Origin of the sequence: Haemophilus sp. UMB1048 (assembly GCF_030218125.1) — a bacterium.
Taxonomy (GTDB): Bacteria; Pseudomonadota; Gammaproteobacteria; order Enterobacterales; family Pasteurellaceae; genus Haemophilus_D.
This window is the reverse complement of record NZ_JASOPB010000002.1, coordinates 66,157-89,263: the sequence shown is the minus strand read 5'-3', so window position 1 is coordinate 89,263 and position 23,107 is coordinate 66,157. Positions and strand designations below refer to the sequence as shown.

At 37.7% G+C, this 23,107-nt stretch carries 22 protein-coding genes and 4 tRNA genes; 12 read left to right on the top strand and 14 right to left on the bottom strand.

The features are described 5' to 3' along the window. Positions 1-6 precede the first annotated feature (6 nt). The gene (locus QP437_RS02220) at positions 7-867 is read right to left on the bottom strand and encodes a phosphoribosylaminoimidazolesuccinocarboxamide synthase (RefSeq protein WP_285266793.1); all 861 of its coding nucleotides are present in this window, start codon (positions 865-867) and stop codon (positions 7-9) included. Positions 868-1,198: 331 nt separating this feature from the next. Between QP437_RS02220 and QP437_RS02215 the strand changes: the two genes are divergently transcribed. The 9 genes from QP437_RS02215 (at position 1,199) to QP437_RS02175 (ending at position 9,611) form a co-directional block, all read left to right on the top strand. Then, on the top strand, positions 1,199-2,092 hold the full coding sequence (locus QP437_RS02215; protein WP_285266792.1) for a YafY family protein: 894 nt from the start codon (positions 1,199-1,201) through the stop codon (positions 2,090-2,092). Between the two features lie 2 nt (positions 2,093-2,094). Beyond that, the gene (locus QP437_RS02210; protein ID WP_285266791.1) at positions 2,095-2,418 is read left to right on the top strand and encodes a hypothetical protein; all 324 of its coding nucleotides are present in this window, start codon (positions 2,095-2,097) and stop codon (positions 2,416-2,418) included. Between the two features lie 8 nt (positions 2,419-2,426). After that, positions 2,427-3,941: a hypothetical protein gene (locus QP437_RS02205; protein ID WP_285266790.1), complete on the top strand. Its 1,515-nt coding sequence runs from the start codon at positions 2,427-2,429 to the stop codon at positions 3,939-3,941. A gap of 8 nt (positions 3,942-3,949) precedes the next feature. Further along, the gene (locus tag QP437_RS02200; protein WP_285266789.1) at positions 3,950-4,837 is read left to right on the top strand and encodes a hypothetical protein; all 888 of its coding nucleotides are present in this window, start codon (positions 3,950-3,952) and stop codon (positions 4,835-4,837) included. A gap of 21 nt (positions 4,838-4,858) precedes the next feature. Beyond that, a complete protein-coding gene (locus QP437_RS02195; RefSeq protein ID WP_285266788.1) occupies positions 4,859-5,863 on the top strand; it encodes a hypothetical protein in 1,005 nt (334 codons plus the stop codon). Positions 5,864-6,407: 544 nt separating this feature from the next. Next, positions 6,408-6,731 (top strand): hypothetical protein, encoded by a 324-nt coding sequence (locus tag QP437_RS02190; protein ID WP_285266787.1) that lies wholly within the window; start codon positions 6,408-6,410, stop codon positions 6,729-6,731. Between the two features lie 30 nt (positions 6,732-6,761). Further along, positions 6,762-7,421 (top strand): HEPN domain-containing protein, encoded by a 660-nt coding sequence (locus tag QP437_RS02185; RefSeq protein WP_285266786.1) that lies wholly within the window; start codon positions 6,762-6,764, stop codon positions 7,419-7,421. 126 nt (positions 7,422-7,547) lie between these two features. Beyond that, positions 7,548-9,131, top strand: a complete 1,584-nt coding sequence (gene prfC, locus QP437_RS02180) for a peptide chain release factor 3 (RefSeq protein ID WP_285266785.1) — start codon at positions 7,548-7,550, stop codon at positions 9,129-9,131. A 156-nt stretch (positions 9,132-9,287) separates the two neighbouring features. Continuing rightward, positions 9,288-9,611 carry a hypothetical protein gene (locus QP437_RS02175; protein ID WP_111315454.1) on the top strand — a complete coding sequence of 108 codons (324 nt, stop codon included), beginning with the start codon at positions 9,288-9,290 and terminating at the stop codon, positions 9,609-9,611. 77 nt (positions 9,612-9,688) lie between these two features. Here the strand turns inward: QP437_RS02175 and QP437_RS02170 are convergent. From QP437_RS02170 to gloB, 7 genes are all read right to left on the bottom strand, one after another. Further along, positions 9,689-9,763 (bottom strand) — tRNA-Gln (locus tag QP437_RS02170). 47 nt (positions 9,764-9,810) lie between these two features. Further along, positions 9,811-9,885 (bottom strand) — tRNA-Gln (locus QP437_RS02165). A 27-nt stretch (positions 9,886-9,912) separates the two neighbouring features. After that, positions 9,913-9,997 (bottom strand) — tRNA-Leu (locus QP437_RS02160). 5 nt (positions 9,998-10,002) lie between these two features. Further along, positions 10,003-10,079 (bottom strand) — tRNA-Met (locus tag QP437_RS02155). Between the two features lie 123 nt (positions 10,080-10,202). Next, complete coding sequence (locus tag QP437_RS02150) at positions 10,203-10,946, bottom strand: phosphodiester glycosidase family protein (protein ID WP_197542217.1); 744 nt, start codon at positions 10,944-10,946, stop codon at positions 10,203-10,205. Continuing rightward, the gene (hemA, locus tag QP437_RS02145) at positions 10,930-12,252 is read right to left on the bottom strand and encodes a glutamyl-tRNA reductase (RefSeq protein WP_285266784.1); all 1,323 of its coding nucleotides are present in this window, start codon (positions 12,250-12,252) and stop codon (positions 10,930-10,932) included. The genes QP437_RS02150 and hemA overlap by 17 nt, the downstream gene beginning before the upstream one ends. A 135-nt stretch (positions 12,253-12,387) precedes the next feature. Beyond that, positions 12,388-13,089 (bottom strand): hydroxyacylglutathione hydrolase, encoded by a 702-nt coding sequence (gene gloB, locus QP437_RS02140; RefSeq protein WP_285266783.1) that lies wholly within the window; start codon positions 13,087-13,089, stop codon positions 12,388-12,390. A gap of 10 nt (positions 13,090-13,099) precedes the next feature. On the opposite strand from gloB, the gene QP437_RS02135 reads away from it, so the two are divergent. Next, a complete protein-coding gene (locus QP437_RS02135) occupies positions 13,100-13,816 on the top strand; it encodes a class I SAM-dependent methyltransferase (protein ID WP_285266782.1) in 717 nt (238 codons plus the stop codon). Here the strand turns inward: QP437_RS02135 and QP437_RS02130 are convergent, their stop codons facing one another. After that, positions 13,817-14,155 carry a YegP family protein gene (locus QP437_RS02130; protein ID WP_049381360.1) on the bottom strand — a complete coding sequence of 113 codons (339 nt, stop codon included), beginning with the start codon at positions 14,153-14,155 and terminating at the stop codon, positions 13,817-13,819. Positions 14,156-14,334: 179 nt separating this feature from the next. On the opposite strand from QP437_RS02130, the gene ycaO reads away from it, so the two are divergent. Beyond that, the gene (ycaO, locus tag QP437_RS02125) at positions 14,335-16,098 is read left to right on the top strand and encodes a 30S ribosomal protein S12 methylthiotransferase accessory factor YcaO (RefSeq protein ID WP_285266781.1); all 1,764 of its coding nucleotides are present in this window, start codon (positions 14,335-14,337) and stop codon (positions 16,096-16,098) included. 153 nt (positions 16,099-16,251) lie between these two features. After that, entirely contained in the window at positions 16,252-18,897 is a 2,646-nt protein-coding gene (gene gyrA, locus QP437_RS02120) for a DNA topoisomerase (ATP-hydrolyzing) subunit A (RefSeq protein ID WP_285266780.1), read from the top strand. A gap of 98 nt (positions 18,898-18,995) precedes the next feature. Here the strand turns inward: gyrA and QP437_RS02115 are convergent, their stop codons facing one another. From QP437_RS02115 to modF, 5 genes are read right to left on the bottom strand one after another with little or no spacing between them, the layout of a single operon-like run. Continuing rightward, positions 18,996-19,553, bottom strand: coding sequence for a molecular chaperone (locus tag QP437_RS02115; protein WP_285266779.1), 558 nt, complete (start codon positions 19,551-19,553; stop codon positions 18,996-18,998). A gap of 24 nt (positions 19,554-19,577) precedes the next feature. Then, positions 19,578-20,183 (bottom strand): NAD(P)H-dependent oxidoreductase, encoded by a 606-nt coding sequence (locus QP437_RS02110; RefSeq protein ID WP_070582177.1) that lies wholly within the window; start codon positions 20,181-20,183, stop codon positions 19,578-19,580. Next, positions 20,180-20,635: an NfeD family protein gene (locus QP437_RS02105; RefSeq protein ID WP_070582176.1), complete on the bottom strand. Its 456-nt coding sequence runs from the start codon at positions 20,633-20,635 to the stop codon at positions 20,180-20,182. The genes QP437_RS02110 and QP437_RS02105 overlap by 4 nt, the downstream gene beginning before the upstream one ends. Before the next feature lie 52 nt (positions 20,636-20,687). After that, positions 20,688-21,602 carry an SPFH domain-containing protein gene (locus QP437_RS02100; RefSeq protein WP_049366068.1) on the bottom strand — a complete coding sequence of 305 codons (915 nt, stop codon included), beginning with the start codon at positions 21,600-21,602 and terminating at the stop codon, positions 20,688-20,690. Between the two features lie 45 nt (positions 21,603-21,647). Next, positions 21,648-23,096, bottom strand: a complete 1,449-nt coding sequence (modF, locus tag QP437_RS02095) for a molybdate ABC transporter ATP-binding protein ModF (protein WP_285266778.1) — start codon at positions 23,094-23,096, stop codon at positions 21,648-21,650. Positions 23,097-23,107: the final 11 nt, after the last annotated feature.

Sequence of the window (23,107 nt, the reverse complement as noted above, 5' to 3'; positions counted from 1 at the left end):
TTAATGTTATTTTGTTAATAAATCCAACGCCTCTTGATATTTAGCAACTGTTTTTTCAATCACTTCTTTTGGTACTTTAGGCGCTGGCGGTTGTTTATCCCAACCACTTTGCTCTAACCAATCTCGTACAAATTGCTTATCAAATGAGGGCGGATTTGTTCCTTCTTTATAAGTATCAACTGACCAAAAACGACTAGAATCTGGTGTTAATACCTCATCCATTAAAGTGAGCGTACCATTTTCATCTAAACCAAATTCAAATTTAGTATCACAAATAATAATGCCTTTAGTCAGCGCATATTTGGCAGCCTCAGTATAAAGTGCAATCGCTTTTTCTCTGACTTGTGCCGCTAACTCTGCGCCAATTGCTTTTTCACATTCTTCATAGCTAATATTGATATCGTGATTGCCCACTTCTTCTTTACTTGATGGCGTAAAAATTGGTTCAGGTAATTTGCTTGCTTCAACTAATCCTTCAGGTAATTTCAAACCACAAATGGTGCCCGTTTGCTTATAATCTTTTAGCCCGCTACCTGTTAAATAACCACGTACGATAGATTCAATTTTTATTGGTTTCAAACGCTTACATACCACTGCTCGATCTTTCACTAAATCAGCTTCTTCTTTTACTAACACATCATAAACTGAATCGCCAGTAAAATGATTCGGCATAATATGGGCTAACTTATTGAACCAAAAATTTGAAATTTGAGTCAGGATTTCACCTTTGCGCGGGATAGGATCATCTAAAATTACATCAAATGCAGACAAACGGTCACTGGCTACCATTAACATCCGTTTATCATCGATCTCATAAAGATCACGCACTTTTCCCGAATAGATTTTTTTTAGACTAAGTTGTGTCATTGCTTGCACCTTTTATTATAAGAATAAAAAATCGGCACGTATTATATCTCATTTTCTGCGCAAACGTTTGCTTTTTTTCATTTCAATGAGAGAATTTTTCTTAAACTATACGATTTAACAATAAATATATTCATTGTTCTTGTAAACGATAGCTTAAGTTGTTTAGCTATTCAACCTTATGCTGTATTTACACAAATTTACATTTTATTATATTGAAAATAAAAGTAATAACTCTATAATCCGAAAAATTTTTTTACTTTTACATAACCGAACCAACCGTGCAATTCAGCAATATAAACTATTATAAAACTTGCTGAAAGGGACAAAACAAATGACAAGTAAACATGAAAAGCTAGCCGAACGCTTAGCTTCAATCCTTATTGAACTAAATACGTACGGCATGGTTGATATTAAGGCGCTCATGGAGCGCTTTAATATTGGAGAGCGTACTTTACAAAAAGACCTTAATGAACGTCTTGCTTTCCTTAATTGGGAAAAGTCGGGACCACGCTACTACTCTCTTAACCGAAATCAACTCGGTATTTTCAATCAAGATGATATCAACCGTTTTGCTCGTTTTGCTAGCATACAAGATTTATTTCCAAAATTGGATCGTGAATTTTTTCAAAATAGTCTAAACGAAAGTATTAAAGTCAATGGTTTGCAATATGAATCTATCCACCATAGACAAACTGAATTCAAACAACTACAACAAGCCATTAAAAATCATCAAATCATTTCTTTTCATTATAGAAAATATAATCAAGAAACCGGCCAAAGAATCGTTGAACCTTACCTGCTAGTTAATAGAAATGGAATCTGGTATCTCATTGCTTTAGAAAATGGTAAAGAAAAAACTTTTTGCTTCAATCAAATCAGTTTTTTAAACATAACAAAGCAAATCTTTACTCCTAATGAAAATTTTCTTGCTGAAATCAAAAAAAGCGACAGCATTTCTCATGGCAATCAATTAGATGAAGTTATCATTAAAGTAAATGCCCAAGTTGCTCGCTATTTCACTCAGCGCGCCTTATTACCGAATCAAGAAATTATTCGACACATTGAAAATGGTGAACTACTTATCTCTTGCAAAAATATTCATGAAATGGAGATTATTCCCACTGTGCAATACTGGCTCCCATTTTTAACTATCGTCAGCCCAAATGATTTGCAAGAACGAATGATTGCGAAGTTGAAAGAGTATATGGCAAATACTGGAGCTTAACGATGGAAATCACCGCAAATAATTACCGCACTTATTACCAAAATTTAATAAATCAACGTGCTAGCTTTGAAATTTATCAAATATCACTCACCGATATGATTTACATCTGTGGTGAACTAGAAGAATATATCGAAAAACAAAACCTAAAATGCCGAATTTATACAGAAAAACGTATGACAAGCCTGCTATCATCTGTTCTGAATAAACGCTATGGCATTTTATCCGCCGCCTTTATCTTGGCGCATAATCTTTTAACGTGGAGTCCAGATTATGAGATTAGTCGAGATTTGGCAAATAATCGAATCAATGTAACTTATAAGAAATAAGCTTTTCTATGAAAAACAAAAAAACAAATTTAAAAAATTTTGCTATTGCTTCCGGATTGCAAGAGATAGTTAATCGTTATGGTTCAGCTGGAGCCGAATTTATCAAAGGTTATCGAGGAATTGATTATGAAATTCCATACAACAAAATTGAACGAGGATTAAAACAAATAAGTCAATACAAAATAGGAAATGAAAACAGTGTAAAACAACATGCTGGTTTTGCAGCAGAAGTGGCAAAAGTATCTAGAGGTAATGCAAAAAATATTATCAATAAATCTAATACTAGATTTAGCAGAAGTGAAGACTTAGAGGGATTTGGAAAAAATAATCCCATTGTTGATATTGTTGAATATTCTGATGAAAGAATAATTTCACAATCACAAATGAAATTTGTCAATAACCCTAAAACACTTTTAAGAAATATTGCGGAAGGTGAAAATGGGCGTTCAAAAGATTTATCTAGATATCTGGCTAACGATAAATTAGAGCTTCCAACTGAACAGGTTGAAGAGGCAAAGGTTTATTGCAGAAAAAGAGCAAAAGAATTTCTAGAAAATGCGGATGTAGTTGAGAAAAAAGGTAAACATGAACTAGCTCAACGCTATAGAAAACAAGCTAAAAATTATGAAAAACTTGAAACCCAAATTTCTGACGCAGGGATGACACGTGAACAAGCAGAAAATTACTTTAAAAACCCAAAATGGGAAACAACCAAAGACATTGCAAATGTAAGTCATAAAGCTGGTATTGAAGGTGCTAAGTTTGGGGCTGCTATCGGTGGTAGCATATCACTTATAACAAATTCGATTGCGATATATTCAAATGATAAGGATTTTTCGGAAGCATTGTTAGATACAACAACAGATACTTTGACATCTGCAGGTGTAGGATATCTTACATCTTTTTCAGGTTCAACAATCAAAGGTATTTTACAACAATCATCATCGCAAGTTATGCGCAATTTATCAAAATCAGGCTTACCGACTATGGTTGTATCAACCTGTTTAGCAGCGAGTAAATCTCTTTATCAATATTCATCAGGTAAGATTGAGTTAGAAGAATGTTTTACTGAAATAGGAGCAACATTAAATGGTATGCTTTCTAGTGCAACTTTTTCAATGCTTGGACAAATCGCAATTCCAATTCCGGTTATTGGAGGCTTAATTGGAGGTATGGTTGGTCATACGTTAACAAATTCATTTTATCATGAACTAATTAATTCTCGCTATGAAGTAAATTTAACTAAAGCAAGAAGAGAAATTATTGAAATGCAATGTGCTGCAGTTAAAGAACTTGCTGAAAAATATCAAAAAAATATTTCCAAACTTTTCACAAAAAAATTGATTCAACTTCATGAAGAAACAAAAAGTGTATTTGCTGCACTCAATAATCCAATGATTTCAGCTGATGAATTTGGGCAAAAAATGAATAAGTTTGCAGAATTACTAGGCAAAGATCTTCCATACAAAACTCAGGAAGAATTTGATAGTGCAATGTTATCCACTAAAACTTTAATTTTATAGGTGTACTTATGTATTTAAATCAACTTCAATACAACCAAGATGAGTTAAGTATTTTTTATTCTTTAGTAAGAATAATGGCTCTATCCGAGAATATAAACTCTATTGATCTTGTACAACAAAATGAAACTACCCATTCATTGCTAAAGTTTTCATCTTACCAACTAAGAATAATGGGTAGAGATATGCAAAACTCATTTAAAGAAATGAGAAAAGAATTCAACTCTTTATTCGAACCAAACTTTATAGATAAAGTAAAAAACATTTTTACTTCTGATGAGGATAATAAAGAAGAACATGAAGAAATACATCTAGATCTGTCTCAATCAGAAATTAATCAAACATTGATTCATTTTTACAAGAATATTCTTACAAACCAAGAATATAAGAAATTTAGTGATATAGTGTTAGAAACAAGTAATTATCCAATACCTGAACTTTCAGCTATCAATGAAACTAATCACTGGTTAGAATTAAGTATTAATACTATCTTTGGACTTTATAAAAATGATGCTGAATTTATAAATAACAAAATCCTTGAGGGAATGAGAGAAAATAAAATTAACGCACTTACTTTTGATAAAGAAAAAACAAAAGAATTTTTACTCTCATTATTTGATATAAAACATAAAATTATTATAGAGATGGTAAATAGCGTAAATAAATTAGAGAAATTTAATTCATTGAAATTACTTACAAAACAACAAAAGAAGATATTTATATTTAACTTGCAGCTTATTTTTTCATCAAAAGAAAAACTATCTGAATATTCTAATAGTATTCTTAAAGCTATTTGCAAAACAATGGAGCTTGACATTGACTATCTTGATGAACTTTGGGGTGCAGCTAAAAATCTGTCTATTTCTTTAGATTATGCTGATGAATTAATTTATGAATAACTTATAACGAGGAGAAATATTATGCCATTACCACTTATTCCTGTCGCGATTGGCTTAGGCGCAAGTGCATTATTTGGATTATACAAAGGAGGAAAAGCTGTTGTTGATAATAGCAATACCAAAAATTTAAATGAGGAATCAAATAATTTAATTAGCTGGTATGCAAATAAATTAGACAATGCTAGAGCTGTTTGTCAGGTTTCTTTAGAAGAACTAGGAAGGGGAAAATTCAATGCATTAACAGGAAATATTGATCGTTTTCTTCAAGTATTTAGTCAAATAAAAAATGTAGAATTTTCCCACTATTCCTCTTTAGATGAATTAAAAGTTGCTGAATTTAGTAATGAAATTCTTAAGGAATTAAAACAAGAGGTTTCAGTCCTTAAAGATGGTAGTCTTGGTCTTGCTGGTGGTGCTGCCGCTGGAGCAATGACAGCATTTGGTGCATATAGCGGTACGATGGCATTGGCTAGTGCAGGTACAGGTACTGCAATTAGTGCATTAAGCGGTGCAGCAGCCACCAATGCAACATTGGCTTGGTTAGGCGGTGGTACATTAGCAAGTGGCGGTTTAGGCATGGCTGGTGGAGTTTTAATGCTCAATGCTCTAGTTGCAGCTCCAGCATTAGCTATTATGGGTTGGTATATGGGTAACAAAGCCGAAAAAAATTTAGAAGAAGCCAAAACTAATAAAGCAGTTGCAGAAGAGTTTGTTGCAGATGCTGAAGCTAATATTACTTTAATTGACGGAATTACTGATATTGCATTGCAACTCATTGAACTCGTTTCTTACCTAAGAAAGCATTGTCGCAGACAAACTAACTCTTTAACTAAAATTATAGAAAGTTCAGGCAATGATTATTCAAAGTATAGCGATGAAGAAAAGGCAATAACATTTAAAACAGTAAAACTAATTCAATTACTTAAAGCTGTTATTGATACACCAATTTTAGATAAAGATGGTAATTTACTTGGAGATACAGCAAGCCGAATTACTCAATTACAGAAAGACGTAAAAGAAATTTAAGTTATAGGAGAACTTACTATCGGATTATTTGATTCTTTATTTTCAGCAGTTAAATCTAGTGCAGCTAAAGCAGTTGAGACTCAATTTGCAAATCAATGTAAAGAGCTCTCTCAAGCATCAGAAACTCATTTATAAAATGTTATTAAAATCAAACAATTAAACGGCATGATAGAGAAAATAGCAATTATTTTTCTATATCAGAAATATGGTTCATATAAAGTGCAAGAATGCTTATCTCAAAGCAATATTTCAGTCAAAGATGCGAATCAGGCCATGGCAAAAATGCTGAGAATGGATTCTATATTGTTAAGTAAAGATAGCTATGTCGTAATGGTTCGTGAAGCTAGAATAAAGTTTTTAGATGGAGTTAAATAATAATTTTTTAAAAACGAACCAACCTTGCAATCAGGTTCACTATAATCATCACCAATCTGATGTAATTCAGATTGAACTCCTTAGGTCTTGATAAAAGTGCGGTCATTTTCTGTAAGTTTTTTCAGGGGATGATCGCCTTTTTTATTATAAATTCAATAGGACAATAGTTATGTTAGGTAACATTTTAAAAATTGCTAGAGCTGGCGTGTTAGCTTTTGGTGCAAAGAAAATTTATGAATTAATTCAAGGTAAAAACAAGAATCTTCAGAAAGCGAGGAATATTGGGAAAATAATTGCAGAGAAAATTCAAGCTGATACTAAAAATTATCTTGAACAGTTTAAACACTTTATTATTGAAGAAGAATATAAAACTGCAATAGAGAAAATAATGGAAGAGGTACAAGCCAAATCAAAAAATCAAGCGAACTATTCAAACCGACCCAAGCGGTCGGTTTTCTTTTATAATTTACAAATTTTTCAGTCTATACCATAATGGCTGTATTTGATTATATTGGAGCCTATTATGTCACTAACAGAAAAACTCGAAAATCTGACCACTTATTACAAAGAAAATCGTGACAGTTTTAATGATAACTTTCGCTTAAAAATACACCGCACATTAAGTTGGTTAAAAAAAGCAGATGAAGAAGAAAATCTAGATTTCAAATTTATCGCACTTTGGATTGCGTTTAATGCGGCGTATGCCGATGAACTAAGTAAAGAGGAGGCGGAACATAAAGTATTTCGTCAATTTATTACTCGCCTTTGTGAATTGGACTCCGAGAATCTACTTTATGGGATTATTTGGGATGAATTTCCTAGTACGGTGAAAGCCTTACTAGATACACCTTATACATTCCAACCATTTTGGGATGCACATAATGGTTTGTTAGAGGGAAAAGAATGGAAAGCAATGTTTGCGGCAGCGAAGAAGAAAGCTAATTTTGCCTTTGAAGAGCAGAAAACAGCTGAGGTGTTAGAAGTGCTATTTCGTCATTTATACACACTAAGAAATCAAATAATACATGGTGGTTCAACGTTCAATAGCCAAGCGAATCGTAAGCAGCTACAAGAAGCCTGTACACTGCTTTCGCTGTTTGTACCCGCTATGGTAAAGATCATGTTACGTAATGATGCTGAACCAAGTTGGGGAAAACCTTTTTATCCCGTTATCAATCAATAATTCGATTCATATATTCATAAATCAACCTTGCATGTTTCCACCTAAACTATTTATCCAATTTAATTTGAGCTCAATCTGAAAATCAGCGACAATACAGCATTATTTAAAACAGAAGAAACGAGACAAATGAGTTATCCATTAGAAGAAGTGAATAAACGTCGCACATTTGCGATTATTTCCCACCCTGACGCAGGTAAAACCACCATCACCGAAAAAGTATTGTTATACGGCAATGCCATTCAAAAAGCGGGGTCAGTAAAAGGTAAAGGCTCTGCACAGCATGCAAAATCTGACTGGATGGAAATGGAAAAACAACGTGGTATTTCCATTACGACTTCCGTGATGCAATTCCCTTACAATGAGTGCTTAGTGAATTTATTGGATACGCCAGGGCATGAGGATTTCTCGGAAGATACCTACCGCACTTTGACGGCTGTGGATAGCTGCTTAATGGTTATCGACTCGGCAAAAGGGGTTGAGGAACGTACTATTAAATTAATGGAGGTGACCCGTTTACGCGATACGCCAATTATCACTTTCATGAATAAACTTGACCGTGATATTCGCAATCCAATGGAATTATTAGATGAAGTGGAAAGTGTATTAAAAATCCATTGTGCGCCAATTACTTGGCCGATTGGTTGCGGTAAATTGTTTAAAGGGGTTTATCATTTATATAAAGATGAAACCTATCTTTATCAAAGCGGCCAAGGCTCGACCATTCAAGAAGTACGTATTGTGAAAGGCTTAAATAGTCCAGAATTAGACGCAGCCGTAGGCGATGACTTAGCCCAACAACTGCGTGATGAATTAGAGCTAGTAAAAGGTGCAAGTAATGAATTTGATTTGGATTTATTCTTAAGTGGTGAATTGACGCCAGTCTTTTTCGGTACTGCATTAGGTAACTTTGGTGTCGATCATTTCTTGGATGGTTTAACCGAATGGGCGCCTGCACCACAAGCTCGCCAAGCAGATACTCGTAAAGTTTCAGCAGAAGAAGAAAAATTCAGTGGTTTCGTGTTTAAAATCCAAGCTAACATGGATCCAAAACACCGCGACCGCGTGGCTTTTCTACGCGTAGTTTCTGGCAAATATGAAAAAGGCATGAAACTTAAACACGTGCGTATCGGTAAAGATGTGGTTATTTCCGATGCGCTCACCTTTATGGCGGGAGACCGTACTCATGCTGATGAAGCCTATGCTGGTGATATTATCGGCTTGCACAATCACGGTACAATTCAAATTGGTGATACCTTCACACAAGGTGAAGAGCTTAAATTTACCGGTATTCCAAACTTTGCGCCTGAATTATTCCGTCGTATTCGTTTGAAAGATCCGCTTAAACAAAAACAATTGTTGAAAGGCTTAGTACAACTTTCTGAAGAAGGTGCTGTGCAAGTTTTCCGTCCATTAAGCAATAATGATTTAATTGTTGGCGCGGTCGGTGTATTACAGTTTGATGTGGTCGTTTCTCGTTTGAAATCAGAATATAACGTTGAAGCTATTTACGAAACGGTCAACGTCGCAACGGCTCGTTGGGTGGAATGTGCGGATAACAAAAAATTTGAAGAGTTCAAGCGCAAAAATGAGCAAAATCTAGCATTAGATGGTGGGGATAATCTCACTTATATCGCACCGACTATGGTAAACTTAAACCTTGCACAAGAACGTTATCCTGATGTGACCTTCTTTAAAACAAGGGAACATTAATTGCAATACGAAGTGCGGTCAAAATTTATAGTGAATTAAGTACCGCACTTTATGAGAAATAAAATGAAAAAACGACACTTCATCTGTATCGTTCTTATACTAGTTGGCGCATTAAGCTGGCGATGGCGTAATATTTGTCAAGATATGGAATATTCGATGAACTCGACTAATCATTGTGTAAACCACAGTTTTCCAGAATTCAAACGCAATATTTCTGTTTGTGCAGGTTTCATTCCTAATGGCTTTTCACTTAATTTGGGTTATCGTGCCACAGTTTTTGTGTTTGATCTTAATAAGAATTTACTTGGCTTTTACGATCTTGGCGAAGAATACATGGATGGAATAGGAGATAAGTCTGGTCCATATGTCGATGAAGATACTTTTGATCTTGGTTTACTTGGGCAAGGTAGTGAATTTGATACGACACCATGGTTTCATCGCCGATTAGAAGCAAAACTTATCGAGAGAATGTGTAAATAATATTTTAAACAAAAATAAAACAAAGTGCGGTTAAATTTAATCGCATTTTTTTATACAAAAGAAATTGAAAAATAAGATGGCTGGGGTACTAGGATTCGAACCTAGGTATGCCGAGATCAAAACCCGGTGCCTTACCGCTTGGCGATACCCCAACTGAAATTCTTTGATTTGAAATAAAGAAGATTTTATTTAGATAGTATGGCTGGGGTACTAGGATTCGAACCTAGGGATGCCGAGATCAAAACCCGGTGCCTTACCGCTTGGCGATACCCCAACTACTATTTGACTGCAAGCTGATAAATGGTGCGGGACGAGGGACTTGAACCCACACACCTCTCGGCGCCAGAACCTAAATCTGGTGCGTCTACCAATTTCGCCAGTCCCGCAAATTTGGTGGCTACAGCGAGATTCGAACTTGCGACCCCAACATTATGAGTGTTGTGCTCTAACCAACTGAGCTATGTAGCCATCATTTGCTTTACCTTATCGGCTTTGCGGGGCGTATTATCCTGATTTGACCTATTCTCGTCAATCATTTTTTTGCAAAAAACAGATTTTTTGATTTAGTTGATTATAAATAAAACGCTTTTGCTATTTTTTGTTCACATCAAGAACGGAGATCATTCCAACAAAACGCTTCCAATGCAAGGTGTTAAATTGCCCTGGAATGTACCAATTAGATATTGTTCCATCAAGATATAAAGCATCATGGCAACCAATTTTTAATAAACCTTGACTCAATGTATAAAGGTTAGGTTCACCTTTTATCGTCATCAAGAAAAGTAATTCATTTTGTTTCGTCAAACACACTGCATTACGCTTATGATAGCTTTCTAGGCTTGCTCGAAATTGCGGATTCATTTTTCCATGAATAATCAACATCGGGCCTGATTGCAACGCAAAGTCTGGCTTGAGTTTGCTTTTTTGATACGCGGCGGTTGTTAAAATGTAGGGTTTATTTCCAGCAATGGCGAATACCCCATTAGGCTGCACATGGAAATTACCTTTGCCTGATTTTGTATTTAACGCATTGAGCTCTTTTCCTTGCTCAATCCATAACCCTGCAGGCACATTATTCATGCTATAAATGCCCGCATTCATGATCATTTTCACGTTATAGCTATCTTCTAAGGCATTTTTGAGGCGCGTTAAACTTTGATAATCGTTACCTTCAACATCTTTCCAATGTAGCTGCACTTCTTCAGGTTTAGCTTGGAAAATCCCGTAAGTAATATTGCCATCATTAAAGGTTCGATATTCAGCTAGGGCTGATACACTCATCAATAGCGATAAGCCACCTAAAAGTGCGGTCAAAAATCTAATCGTTTTTTTCATTTAAAGGATGGGTTAAATGCAAAGCATTGGAAAAGGCATGCAAACCTTCCGCATTACCGGATTTCATCATGGCTTGCATAGTTTGGGTTGGCGCATGAATGAGTTTATTCGTTAATTTATAACTCAATTCTTGCAGAATTTTTTCAGCATTCTCACCTTGTTGAATTTGGTGTAAGGCTTTTTCGAGTAATTCTTGGCGAGTATTCTCCGCCTCATCACGATAATGACGAATCAAATTGGAGAACTGATGAACCTTCAACCACTCGAAGAAATCCGTGCATTCTTGTGTAATGATGTCTTGCGCTTGCTCTGATGCTTGCTCACGTTGAGAAAGATTGCGTTGAATAATATCTTGCAAATCATCTACGGTGTAATGATACACACTTTCTAATTCCGAGACGTTTTCATCAATATCACGTGGCACCGCAATATCCACCATCAAAGTCGGTTTAAATTGGCGTGCTTTTTCCGCAATTTCAGCCATTGCTTTGGTGATTAAAACATTCGGACTGCCTGTTGAGCTGATGACTATATCCGCTTGATTTAACGGTGTTTGTAACTCTTCAAGAGAATACACCTCAATCGGTGTATTGGAGGCTAAAGTCTCGACCAACTGTTCAGCGCGAGATAAAGTGCGGTTAGCAATCATCAATTTTTTTACACCATGGCGTAATAAATGACGGCTTACCAATTCAATGGTTTCTCCTGCCCCGACGAGCAAAATTTGTAATTCACGTAAAGATTCAAAAATTTGACGCGCCAAGCTACAAGCTGCATAAGCCACCGATACAGCGCTTTCACCAATATTAGTTTCAGTGCGTACACGTTTTGCCGTAGCAAAGGTTTTTTGGAACAAACGAGAAAGCGTGCTTGAAAGCGGAATATTCGCCGCTTGATAATAATCTTCACTGATTTGGAACGCTTGTTTCACCTGTCCTAAAATTTGCGGCTCGCCCAAAATTAATGAATCCAAACCACAGGCCACACGCATTAAATGATTTGCAGCTTGTTGATTTTGATGGGTGTAAATACTTTTATTTAATTCATCAACAGAAAGCTGATGAATATTAGCAAACCAATTTGTACAGTTCGTTTGCCATTGCTTACACTCTTGGGGGGAAATTTGACGATGGTGGAGATAAATCTCTGTACGATTACAGGTAGAAAGAATAACCGCACTTTCTGCCAAATCTTGTTGGTGAATTTGTTGTAAGGCAAGCTGCCGCTTTTCTTCAGAAAAAGCGACTTTCTCACGAACAGCGACAGAAGCTGTTTTATGATTAATGCCTAGAACAAGAAGGGTCATAAAAACCTAATAAAAACAACCGCACTTTTATGAATATGCGGCTTGAGTAGAAAGTAAAAGTTTTGCTATTTTAATGAATTGTTGAGAATTGAGCAAATTTCAAGATAAAAAACTCAAACAAATAACTAAAACGAGTTAAAACTTATCTTTAGCTAAACGCCATTGTGTAAATTCGTCTAAATTTTTTGCTTGTAAAAACGGGTTAATTTGTTTCTCTAATCCAATTGTTGTTGGCAAACTCGGTTTACCCTCTGCTCGATAACGATCCACTAAAACACGTTGATTTTTGACCGCACTTTTATCCGCCAATATGGTTTCCGCAAAAGCTAAATTACCCCGCGTATATTCATGAGCTGGGCAAACCACGGTTTCATTCGGTAATTGATTAAAACGTTGCATAGATTCAAACATTTGAGCAAAATTTCCCGTAAATACGCGACCACAGCCACCGGAAAATAACGCGTCACCGCAAAATAGATGCCCATCCACCAAATAGCTGACATGCCCTGCCGTATGACCACCGCTTGGCAAAACTTCAATATGATAATGTGTCGTATTAATCACACCACTATCCACGATATTGGTTGCCCCTTTATTTGCACATTCTGCTGGACCGAAAACAGGCACATTAGGATAATATTCCTTAAACTCCGCGACACCTTGCACATGATCATCGTGATTATGGGTTAATAACACCGCTTCTACGTCTAACTTATTCGATTCTAAATACGGAATTAAACGGGTTATTTCTGGGATATCGATCACAATTACGGGGAAATTTTCTCGTCTATAAAGCCAAATATAGTTATCATTGAGCGCAGGAATAGGAACTAGCATAAATTACCTTATGAAAATAGGATTAACATTGAATTGGAAAGCCAAATGGCACAAACCACTTCTTTCACCTGAAAGTTGGCAAGCGTTACCACAAGGTGAAGCCTATTGTAACGTATTAACACTTTATTTTGCCCAATGGACACCAAAAATTTTAGGCTATCAAATTCTGAAAGTCGGTGCATTAAGTGGCGAAATTGCCTTTGACTTGCCTTTACGTCATCAAATTGTATTATCTGAAAAAACAGCGCATTTTCCTACCGCACTTTTAAATGAAAGTGATAGCTTGCTCCAAGCATCGCCATTAACCTTACCTTTTATTGAAAAAGAAATGGATGCCTGCTTATTGGCAAACACCTTAAATTTTGCGCAAGACCCTCATCAAATATTACGTGAAGCACATCGTGTTTTAAAGGATGACGGCTGGATGTTCATCACGTTATTTAATCCGATGAGTCCATTACTTTTCAAATCTAAATTAGGTAACTTTAAATTCCGACAATATGCCACTTGGCGAGTCATTGACTGGCTATCGTTATTAAACTTTGATGTGATTGCAGAAGAAAGACTATCCATAAAACAAGAAAAGAGCACGCTCTGCTCTCCTCTCACCGTGATCGTTGCTCAAAAACGAACCTATCCGTTAACACTGAATCCTGAGAAAGCGCGGTCAAAAATGCCGGCGTTTTTAGAGCCGGCAGGTGCATTTAAAGAAATAAGAACAGAATGATTATTCTGTCACTTCTTTGATTACTGCAGAAGATGCATTATTCATTACAGACTCAACGCCTTTTTCTGCTGCAGCTTGAGAAGAATAATATTGGCTACGGCCAATTTCTTGGTGGTTAGCCGCTTTTAAAATGAAGTAAGGTTTATCATTTTTCGCTACGCGATATTCAAAGTTTTTCGCATCCACACCATTTTTTTGCACTGAAGCAATACCGTTTTCAGCTGATGCTTTTGTTTTATAAAGTTCGCTAGTTAAAATAACTTGTCCGTTTGCTGCTTTTAAGTTGAACATAAATTGTCCGTCTTTAGCCACTTTTAATTCATAAAATCCTTGAGCCATAATGTCTCCCAATTGATTGATTTGTTTATAATTTTACCTACACAGAAAATGCCTTTCTGCGCCAAGCTAATTTACCCTTAAAAATAAAGGAAAACAAGAGCTAAAGCGTATAAATTTTATGCTTGATTAGCCCACTAAACTCCCCTATGATGCGGGAGCTTTTTATAACAGGAATAATTATGACTGAACAAACATTTATTCTCGGCAAAGATGCCGCACTTGAAGACAGTATTTCAAAATTTCAACAAAAATTGACCGCACTTGGTTTCAATATCGAAGAAGCCTCTTGGCTTAATCCTGTGCCAAATGTCTGGTCTGTACATATTCGTGATAAGGATTGCCCACAATGTTTTTCTAACGGTAAAGGCGCGAGCAAAAAAGCCGCATTAGCATCTGCATTAGGTGAATATTTCGAACGTCTCTCTACCAACTATTTTTTTGCTGATTTCTATTTAGGGCAAGAGATTGCCAATGGCGATTTCGTCCATTATCCCACTGAAAAATGGTTTCCTATTGAAGATGAAGACCTTTTACCTCTAGGGATTTTAGATGATTACTTATGGGATTATTTCGATCCAAATCAAGAACTAACCCCAGAATTGCTTGTGGATCTGCAATCCGGTAATTACGATCGCGGTATTGTCGCGATGCCTTATGTGCGTCAATCCGATCAAGAAACCGTCTATATTCCACAAAGTATCATTGCGAATTTGTATGTCTCTAACGGGATGTCCGCTGGTAACACAAAAAATGAAGCACGCGTGCAAGGGCTTTCAGAAGTTTTTGAACGTTACGTAAAAAATCGCATTATTGCAGAAGCCATCAGTCTTCCTGAAATTCCAAAATCTGTGATGGATCGCTATCCATCCATTCAAGCCTCTATTGCAAAATTAGAGGAAGAAGGCTTCCCAATTTATGCCTTTGATGCGTCACTAGGTGGCAAATATCCTGTCATTTGTGTTGTGTTGCTTAACCCAAATAACGGCACTTGCTTTGCTTCTTTTGGTGCACATCCAAACTTTCAAGTGGCATTAGAGCGTACCGTAACGGAGCTTTTACAAGGTCGCAGCTTAAAAGATCTCGATGTATTCTCTCCTCCATCATTCAATAATGATGATGTGGCGGAGCATGCTAACCTTGAAACACACTTTATTGATTCTAGCGGTTTAATTTCTTGGGATTTATTTAAAAATACGCCAGATTATGAATTTGTAGATTGGGATTTCTCAGGTTCAACGCAAGAAGAATATGAAAACTTGATGGCAATCTTTAATGCAGAGGAAAAAGAAGTCTATATCATGGATTACAACCATTTAGACGTTTACGCTTGCCGCATTATCGTACCAGGCATGTCTGATATCTATCCTGCTGATGACCTCATTTATGCCAATAATAATATGGGTATGGATTGGCGTGAGATCTTATTGGATCTACCGCACCATCATCATGATGCTGAAACTTATGGAGAATTATTAGCAGAATTAGATGAGCAAGATATTGACGATGCCACACGCGTTCGCGAATTTATCGGTATCGTTGCACCAAAAGCAAGCGGTTGGACAACATTACGTGTTGGTGAACTTAAATCCATGCTTTACTTAGCATTAGGTGAATTAGAATTAGCCTTAGATTGGGCAAACTGGACGATGAATATGAACAGCTCGGTGTTTACACCAGAGCGTGCAAATTACTATCGTGCCTTAATCAGCATCATTGAATTACATTTAGACAATACTCGCGATCCACAACAATATCGCAGTGTATTTGAAAGAATGTATGGCAAAGAAGCCGTTCAACAAGCTTGGGCTGCGGTGGCGGAAAAAGGTAACCCGTTCTATAACTTGCCAGCCAGCGATGAAACGCTTGAAAACTTCAAAGAACACCAAGCTTTACTTGGTGCCTATGCTAAATTACAAAAAGCCAAACGAGAAAATTGGAAATAGACGATTTTTTCTCAATCATAAGGCGGACTTAATGTCTGCCTTATTTATTTCTGCATTAAAAAAACGCTTTAAAATCAACCGCACTTTTCACACAAAAACGCTTAAATTTATGCTATAATCCGTCGCAATTTTTTGATCAAAAAAGGAATAAAAATGACGGATTCAATCCATTCCTCTATTACCCCAGTCAATATTGAAGAAGAACTCAAATCTTCTTACCTTGACTACGCCATGTCGGTGATTGTTGGGCGTGCTTTGCCCGACGTACGTGACGGTTTAAAACCGGTGCATCGACGTGTGCTTTTCTCCATGGATCAATCTGGCATCACTGCCGGCAAAAAATACGTAAAATCTGCCCGTGTGGTAGGTGATGTAATCGGTAAATATCACCCACATGGTGATTCTGCAGTGTATGACACCATTGTGCGTATGGCACAGCCGTTCTCATTGCGCTACATGTTGGTAGATGGGCAAGGTAACTTCGGTTCAATCGACGGTGATGCGCCAGCCGCAATGCGTTATACCGAAGTCCGTATGCAAAAAATCACCCAAGCGTTATTAACTGACTTGGATAAAGAAACCGTGAATTTCTCGCCAAACTATGATGGCGAATTAATGATTCCGGACGTATTACCAACCCGGATTCCTGCACTTTTAGCAAACGGTTCTTCTGGTATTGCGGTGGGGATGGCAACGAACATTCCACCACACAACTTAAATGAAGTGTTAGATGGCTGCTTGGCTTATATTGATAACGAAAACATTACCATTGATGAATTAATGCAATATATTCCTGGCCCAGATTTCCCGACAGCGGCATTAATTAATGGCCGTAAAGGGATTGAAGAAGCTTATCGCACTGGTCGCGGCAAAGTGTATGTTCGCGCTCGCGCTAGCGTAGAAACCACAGATAAAGGCAAAGAGCAAATTATTGTGACCGAATTGCCTTATCAAGTGAACAAAGCCAAATTAGTGGAAAAAATTGCTGAGCTTATCAAAGATAAAAAAATCGAAGGCATCAGCAATATTATCGACCTTTCGAACAAAGAAGGGATCCGTATTGAAATTGACATCAAACGTGATGCCGTAGGCGAAGTGGTATTAAATCACCTCTATGCGCTTACCCAAATGCAGGTAACCTTCGGGATCAACATGGTGGCCTTGGATCACGGTCAACCACGTTTATTCAATTTAAAACAAATCATTGAAGCCTTTGTGATGCACCGTCGCGAAGTGGTGATTCGCCGTTCTTTATTTGAATTGCGTAAAGCCCGCGAGCGTACCCATATTTTAGAAGGTTTAGCGGTTGCAACATCAAATATCGATGAAATCATCGATATCATCCGTCAATCGAAAGAGCGTAAAGAAGCGGCAGAAAAATTAATTTCTCGCCCTTGGAAACTCAACGGTGAGATCTTAGGCTTACTTGATGCAGCGGCACGCCCAGCTGAATTAGCCGCTGAATTTGGTATTAAAGGTTCTGATTACTACCTTTCTCCAGAACAAGTTGATGCAATCTTAGAACTTCGCTTACACCGTTTAACCGGTCTTGCTACCGAAGAAGTCATCAATGAATACAAAGAGTTATTGGTTAAAATTGCAGAACTTCTCCACATCATCAACAGCCCTGAACGCTTGATGGAAGTGATTCGTGAAGAACTTGAACAAGTACGTGCACAATTCGCCGATGAACGTCGTACCGAAATTACTGCAGCCTCCGGTGATATTGATTTAGAAGATTTAATCGCTCAAGAAGATGTGGTAGTGACCCTTTCTCACGAAGGTTATGTGAAATATCAACCGCTTACCGACTACGAAGCACAACGTCGTGGTGGTAAAGGTAAATCTGCAACGAAGATGAAAGATGAAGACTTCATCGAAAAACTCTTAGTGGCGAATACTCACGATACGATTCTCTGCTTCTCGAGCCGTGGTCGCTTATATTGGTTGAAAGTCTATCAATTACCACAAGCGAGCCGTGGTGCGCGTGGTCGTCCAATTGTAAATATTCTACCGTTACAAGAAAACGAGCGTATCACCGCAATCCTGCCAATCTCTGCTTATGAAGAAGATAAATTCGTTATCATGGCAACCGCTGGTGGTATTGTGAAGAAAATTGCACTAACCGAATTCAGCCGTCCACGTTCCAGCGGCATCATCGCCTTGAACTTACGTGATGAAGATGAATTAATCGGCGTCGATATCACCGACGGTTCTAACGAAATCATGTTGTTCTCTTCTCAAGGTCGCGTAGTACGTTTCGCTGAAAGCGCAGTACGTGCAATGGGTCGTTTAGCAACAGGTGTACGCGGTATTAAACTTGCCCTCACTAATGATATCGCTGACGATGAAAGTGCGGTCGAAATTGAAGACGTTTCCGATGATAATGCGGAAGAAACCCTCGATCTCAACATCGATAAAGTGGTTTCCTTAGTTGTACCGAAAAATGATGGTGCAATTCTTACCGCGACACAAAATGGTTACGGTAAACGCACGCAATTAAGCGAGTACCCAACCAAATCGCGTAATACCAAAGGGGTGATTTCGATTAAAGTGAGCGAACGTAACGGTAAAGTCGTTGCAGCGACACAAGTAGAAGAAACCGACCAAATTATGCTTATCACCGACGCAGGTACCTTAGTGCGTACTCGTGTAAGTGAAGTGAACATCGTTGGCCGTAACACCCAAGGAGTTCGTTTAATTCGTACTGCTGAAGATGAGCATGTTGTGAGCCTTGAACGTGTTTGTGATGTGGATGATGAAGACGAAGGCACAGAAGATGTGACTTCTGAAGAATAATTGATCTTCCATTAGATAAAAGCCCCACGTTTTGATTCGCGGGGCTTTTTTATTGGCATCTAAAAATCTCTTTTAGAGATCTATTCTATTGATGAAAACTATTCGCCTTCTTCTAACTCATCAGCCATTGCAGCCAAGATTTCACGGGTTAAATACGCTAATGAACGATAGAAAGGAAGTGTTGCATAAGTTTCTACTTGGGTTAAGAATTTCGCTGCACAAGGTAATAAGAAATCACCGAATAAATCTTGTTGAGCAGATAGCGATTCCGTGTTGTCTTCTAACCAAGAAGCCGTAAGCAATAGCAAAGCGAAATGATCCACATCCTCTGCTTCAGGCACATTACGCGCACGACGAAAATCCACAAAACGTTGTACATCTATATCATAACTGGAAATAGCTGTCGGCACGTTACCGTTTGGGCCAAACAATTTTTGATATTCTTGATCAAGCAACGTTAAATCAATTTTCATTTGTAAATTATCAATGGCCGCTTCGCTTTCTTTATCCGTAGAAAGTGCCCACACTTGACTTAAACCTTGTTGCTGCAACCAATCAAATACCCCACTCAAAATGGGATCCGTAGGGCTGCGATAAAATAAATTGCCAAATAGGCGGCTTATTAAAGAAAAATTATTCACTTGAGTTTCTGACATCTGTTTGCTTTCCTATGATTGTGCTCACGATTGAGCTAAAAGTGCGGTCAATTTTGCCGTTGTTTTTTCGGCGGCTTCATCAAGCATCGCTTGGCGAGCAGCATTATCGATAATATGAATATCACCGAACAAAGTGTAATCCACATTCTCAATACCACAATAATTAAATAAACCATTGATCAAACAATGATTGAGGGACTTATCCACGCCGTATTCTTGATATTTTGCTACGCTGCTACCAATAGTGATAAATTGTTGCATCGCTTTACCTTGAAGCAGACCTTTGGATTCGCCATTTTCTGTTTTATAAGCAAAACCATGACTTAATACACGATCCAAATAGCCTTTTAGCATCGCTGGAAAACCCATCCACCATAAAGGATAAACCATCGTAATCAAATCTGCTTGGCGAATAAAATTATGTTCCTGCTGAATTTCCGCTGGGATAATCCCTTTATTCGCCGATTGTAATTCTTCAAAGGAAATAATCGGATTAAATTCCATGGTGTAAAGATCGCGCAAATGGGTTTCAACACCAAGTTGTTGGCTTGCTTTTACAACGCGATCTACGATAGCACGACCAAAACTTTTTTGGCTATTGGGATGTGCAAAAATAATTAAATGATTCATTCTGTTACCTTTTTAACTAACAGTGTAATGCCATCAACGCGTTCTACCACCACTAGATCATTCACCGCTAAATGCTCACCTTGAATACGCCATGTGGTATCGCCAAAGGCACCACGACCAATCCCATTAGAACCAATTTCTAATACCGTGCCTTTTTTACCTAACAAAGTATGATCTCGTTGGTTTAAAGTTGTACGTGATTGGTCCTGATTATCTTTGCTATGTTGATATTTCCACCAGAGCAACGAGAATATAATCGCTAAAATCGCATAAAAAACAGCTAACACGGTTAAGGATAAACTTGGCACCAACGCCATCACGCCTGCCGTCACAATCGCAGCCAAGCCCCACCATAATAAAAACACGCCGGGTACAAGGGTTTCAGCAATTAACAATACAAAACCTAATACCAACCAATGCCAAACCGACCAAGTTGTTAACCAATCTGCCATATCAACTCCTTGAGAGAAAAAGTGCGGTCATTTTTAACCGCACTTTAGGAAATTACGCTTTTTTGTCGCCTTTTAACAGTTCAGCAATGCCCGCTACCGAGCCGATTAAATTACCGGCTTCAAGTGGCATCATGACCACTTTGCTATTTGGTGAACCACCGATTTGTTTTAAGGCTTCTGTGTATTTTTGTGCGATGAAGTAATTGATCGCTTTGGTATCACCGCTGGCAATCGCTTCTGATACCATTTGAGTTGCTTTAGCTTCCGCTTCTGCTGCACGTTCACGTGCTTCTGCTTGTAAGAAGGCTTCTTGACGCTCCCCTTCTGCTTTCAGAATGCGGGCTTGTTTTTCCCCTTCTGCACGTAGAATTTCAGCTTGACGAATACCTTCCGCTTCCAAGACTTCCGCACGTTTATTACGTTCAGCTTTCATTTGTGCGTTCATTGAATCAATCAATTCACGTGGTGGACGCACATCGCGAATTTCAATACGGGTGACTTTAATCCCCCAAGGATTGGTCGCTTCATCCACAATTGCCAATAAACGACCATTAATGGAATCACGTTGAGAAAGCATTTCATCCAATTCCATCGAGCCTAGCACGGTACGAATGTTGGTCATGGTTAAATTGATAATCGCCTGTTCTAAATGATTCACCTCATAAGCAGCGCTACGGGCATCAATCACCTGGACGAAACAAACCGCATCAATGGATACGTTCGCATTATCCTTAGAAATAACTTCTTGTGAGGGAATATCTAATACCTGTTCCATCATATTAATCTTACGACCAACACGATCCACAAATGGTACAACAAAGTTCAAGCCCGGCATTAAGGTGTGGGTATAACGTCCAAAACGCTCAATCGTCCAGTTATAACCTTGCGGTACAGTTTTAAGTGCCGAAAATAGCACAACAACAACTAATACAATAAAGACGATTGCGGCAATAGATAAGCCTTCCATAGATTGCTCCTTAATGATGAGGAAATATGAGAAAAGTCTATCAAATTAGACCGCACTTTGTACATAAATATATTTATCGTTTTCTCTTATAAATTCAAAAAGATGCGTAATGCAATTCGGGGCATCTAAATCTTGATGAGAAACAAATAAAAGCTGCGTTTCACTATTATTAACGAGTTGTTCAATAAAATGTTTCACTAGCTTACGATTTAATCCATCAAGCCCTTGAAAAGGCTCATCTAAAATTAAAACAGGTGGATGCTTTACCATCGCTCGTGTGATTAAAAGCAAACGTTGCTGCCCCCAAGAAAGTGAACGAAATGGCGTTTTTGCTAAATGAGTCAGATTTAAACGAGCTAACCACTGCATGGCTTTCAAACGAATTGCTTCTGGTACTTGTTGATAAATTCCTATACTGTCAAAAAAGCCAGAAATAATCACATCAAGCACAGAACAATTCACACGATAATCTAAATGCAGTTGGCTACTTACGTAACCAATTTTTTGTTTGATATCCCAAATGGTTTCGCCTGAGCCTCGTTGTTTACCAAAGATCACCACATGATTCGAAAATGCTTGTGGATGATCGCCTGTAATCAAAGAAAGTAAAGTTGACTTTCCTGCACCATTTGGTCCTTTAATCCACCAATTTTGATGAGGTTGAACAACCCAATTTAAATGATCTAAAATCACTTTATCACCATACTGAACCGTGACATTTTTAAGCTCAAAGTGCGGTTGGTTTCCAGGCAGTTTTAGTAATGGTGACGCTGGTTCTGGCAAAGCCACATCAACAGATTGCTCCGCATAAACTAATTGTTGATAAATACTTTGTTGCTCAATGGATTGACGTTCACCTTCTAGTACTACTTCTAAATTTTCCAACATAGCTAAATGGGTCGCTTGTGCTGGAATATCCGCGAGACGATTAACGATTAGAACGATTGCACATTCTTTTTTCAGTTCGTTCAGCATCGCCATCCAATCTTGCACTGATTGCTGATCTAGCCCTTCAAAAGGTTCATCTAAAATCAATAGGTCGGGCTTTTGTAATAATGCTTGTGCCAATAATACTTTACGCGTTTCGCCAGTGGAAAGTTTGATAAAGAAACGATCTAAGAGATAAGTAATCCCTAATTTTTCTGCAATCTCTTCGCAAAAATCTAGCGATGAACTGCCATTTAAGATCATTTCCCTTGCGGTTTTACCAAAAAAATCTGGATCGGTATCATCATTATTTAAATTCTTTAATGTTGCTTCAAGAATTTCACGTTGTTTTTCAAAAGAGAAGGATTGAACCCGTTGAAAGGAATTATGATACTTCCCTTCCTGCAAAGACAATTCATTTTGCAAAGCGAGAGCAAATGCTGATTTTCCACTCCCATTACTGCCTACCACAACCCAATATTGTCGTGGCTCAATCGCAAAGTGCGGTAAGTTTAAGGTCTGTTTTTGATGAAGTTCAAATTTTGCTTGCTGAATTAAAAGTGTCATTCGCTTTCCCT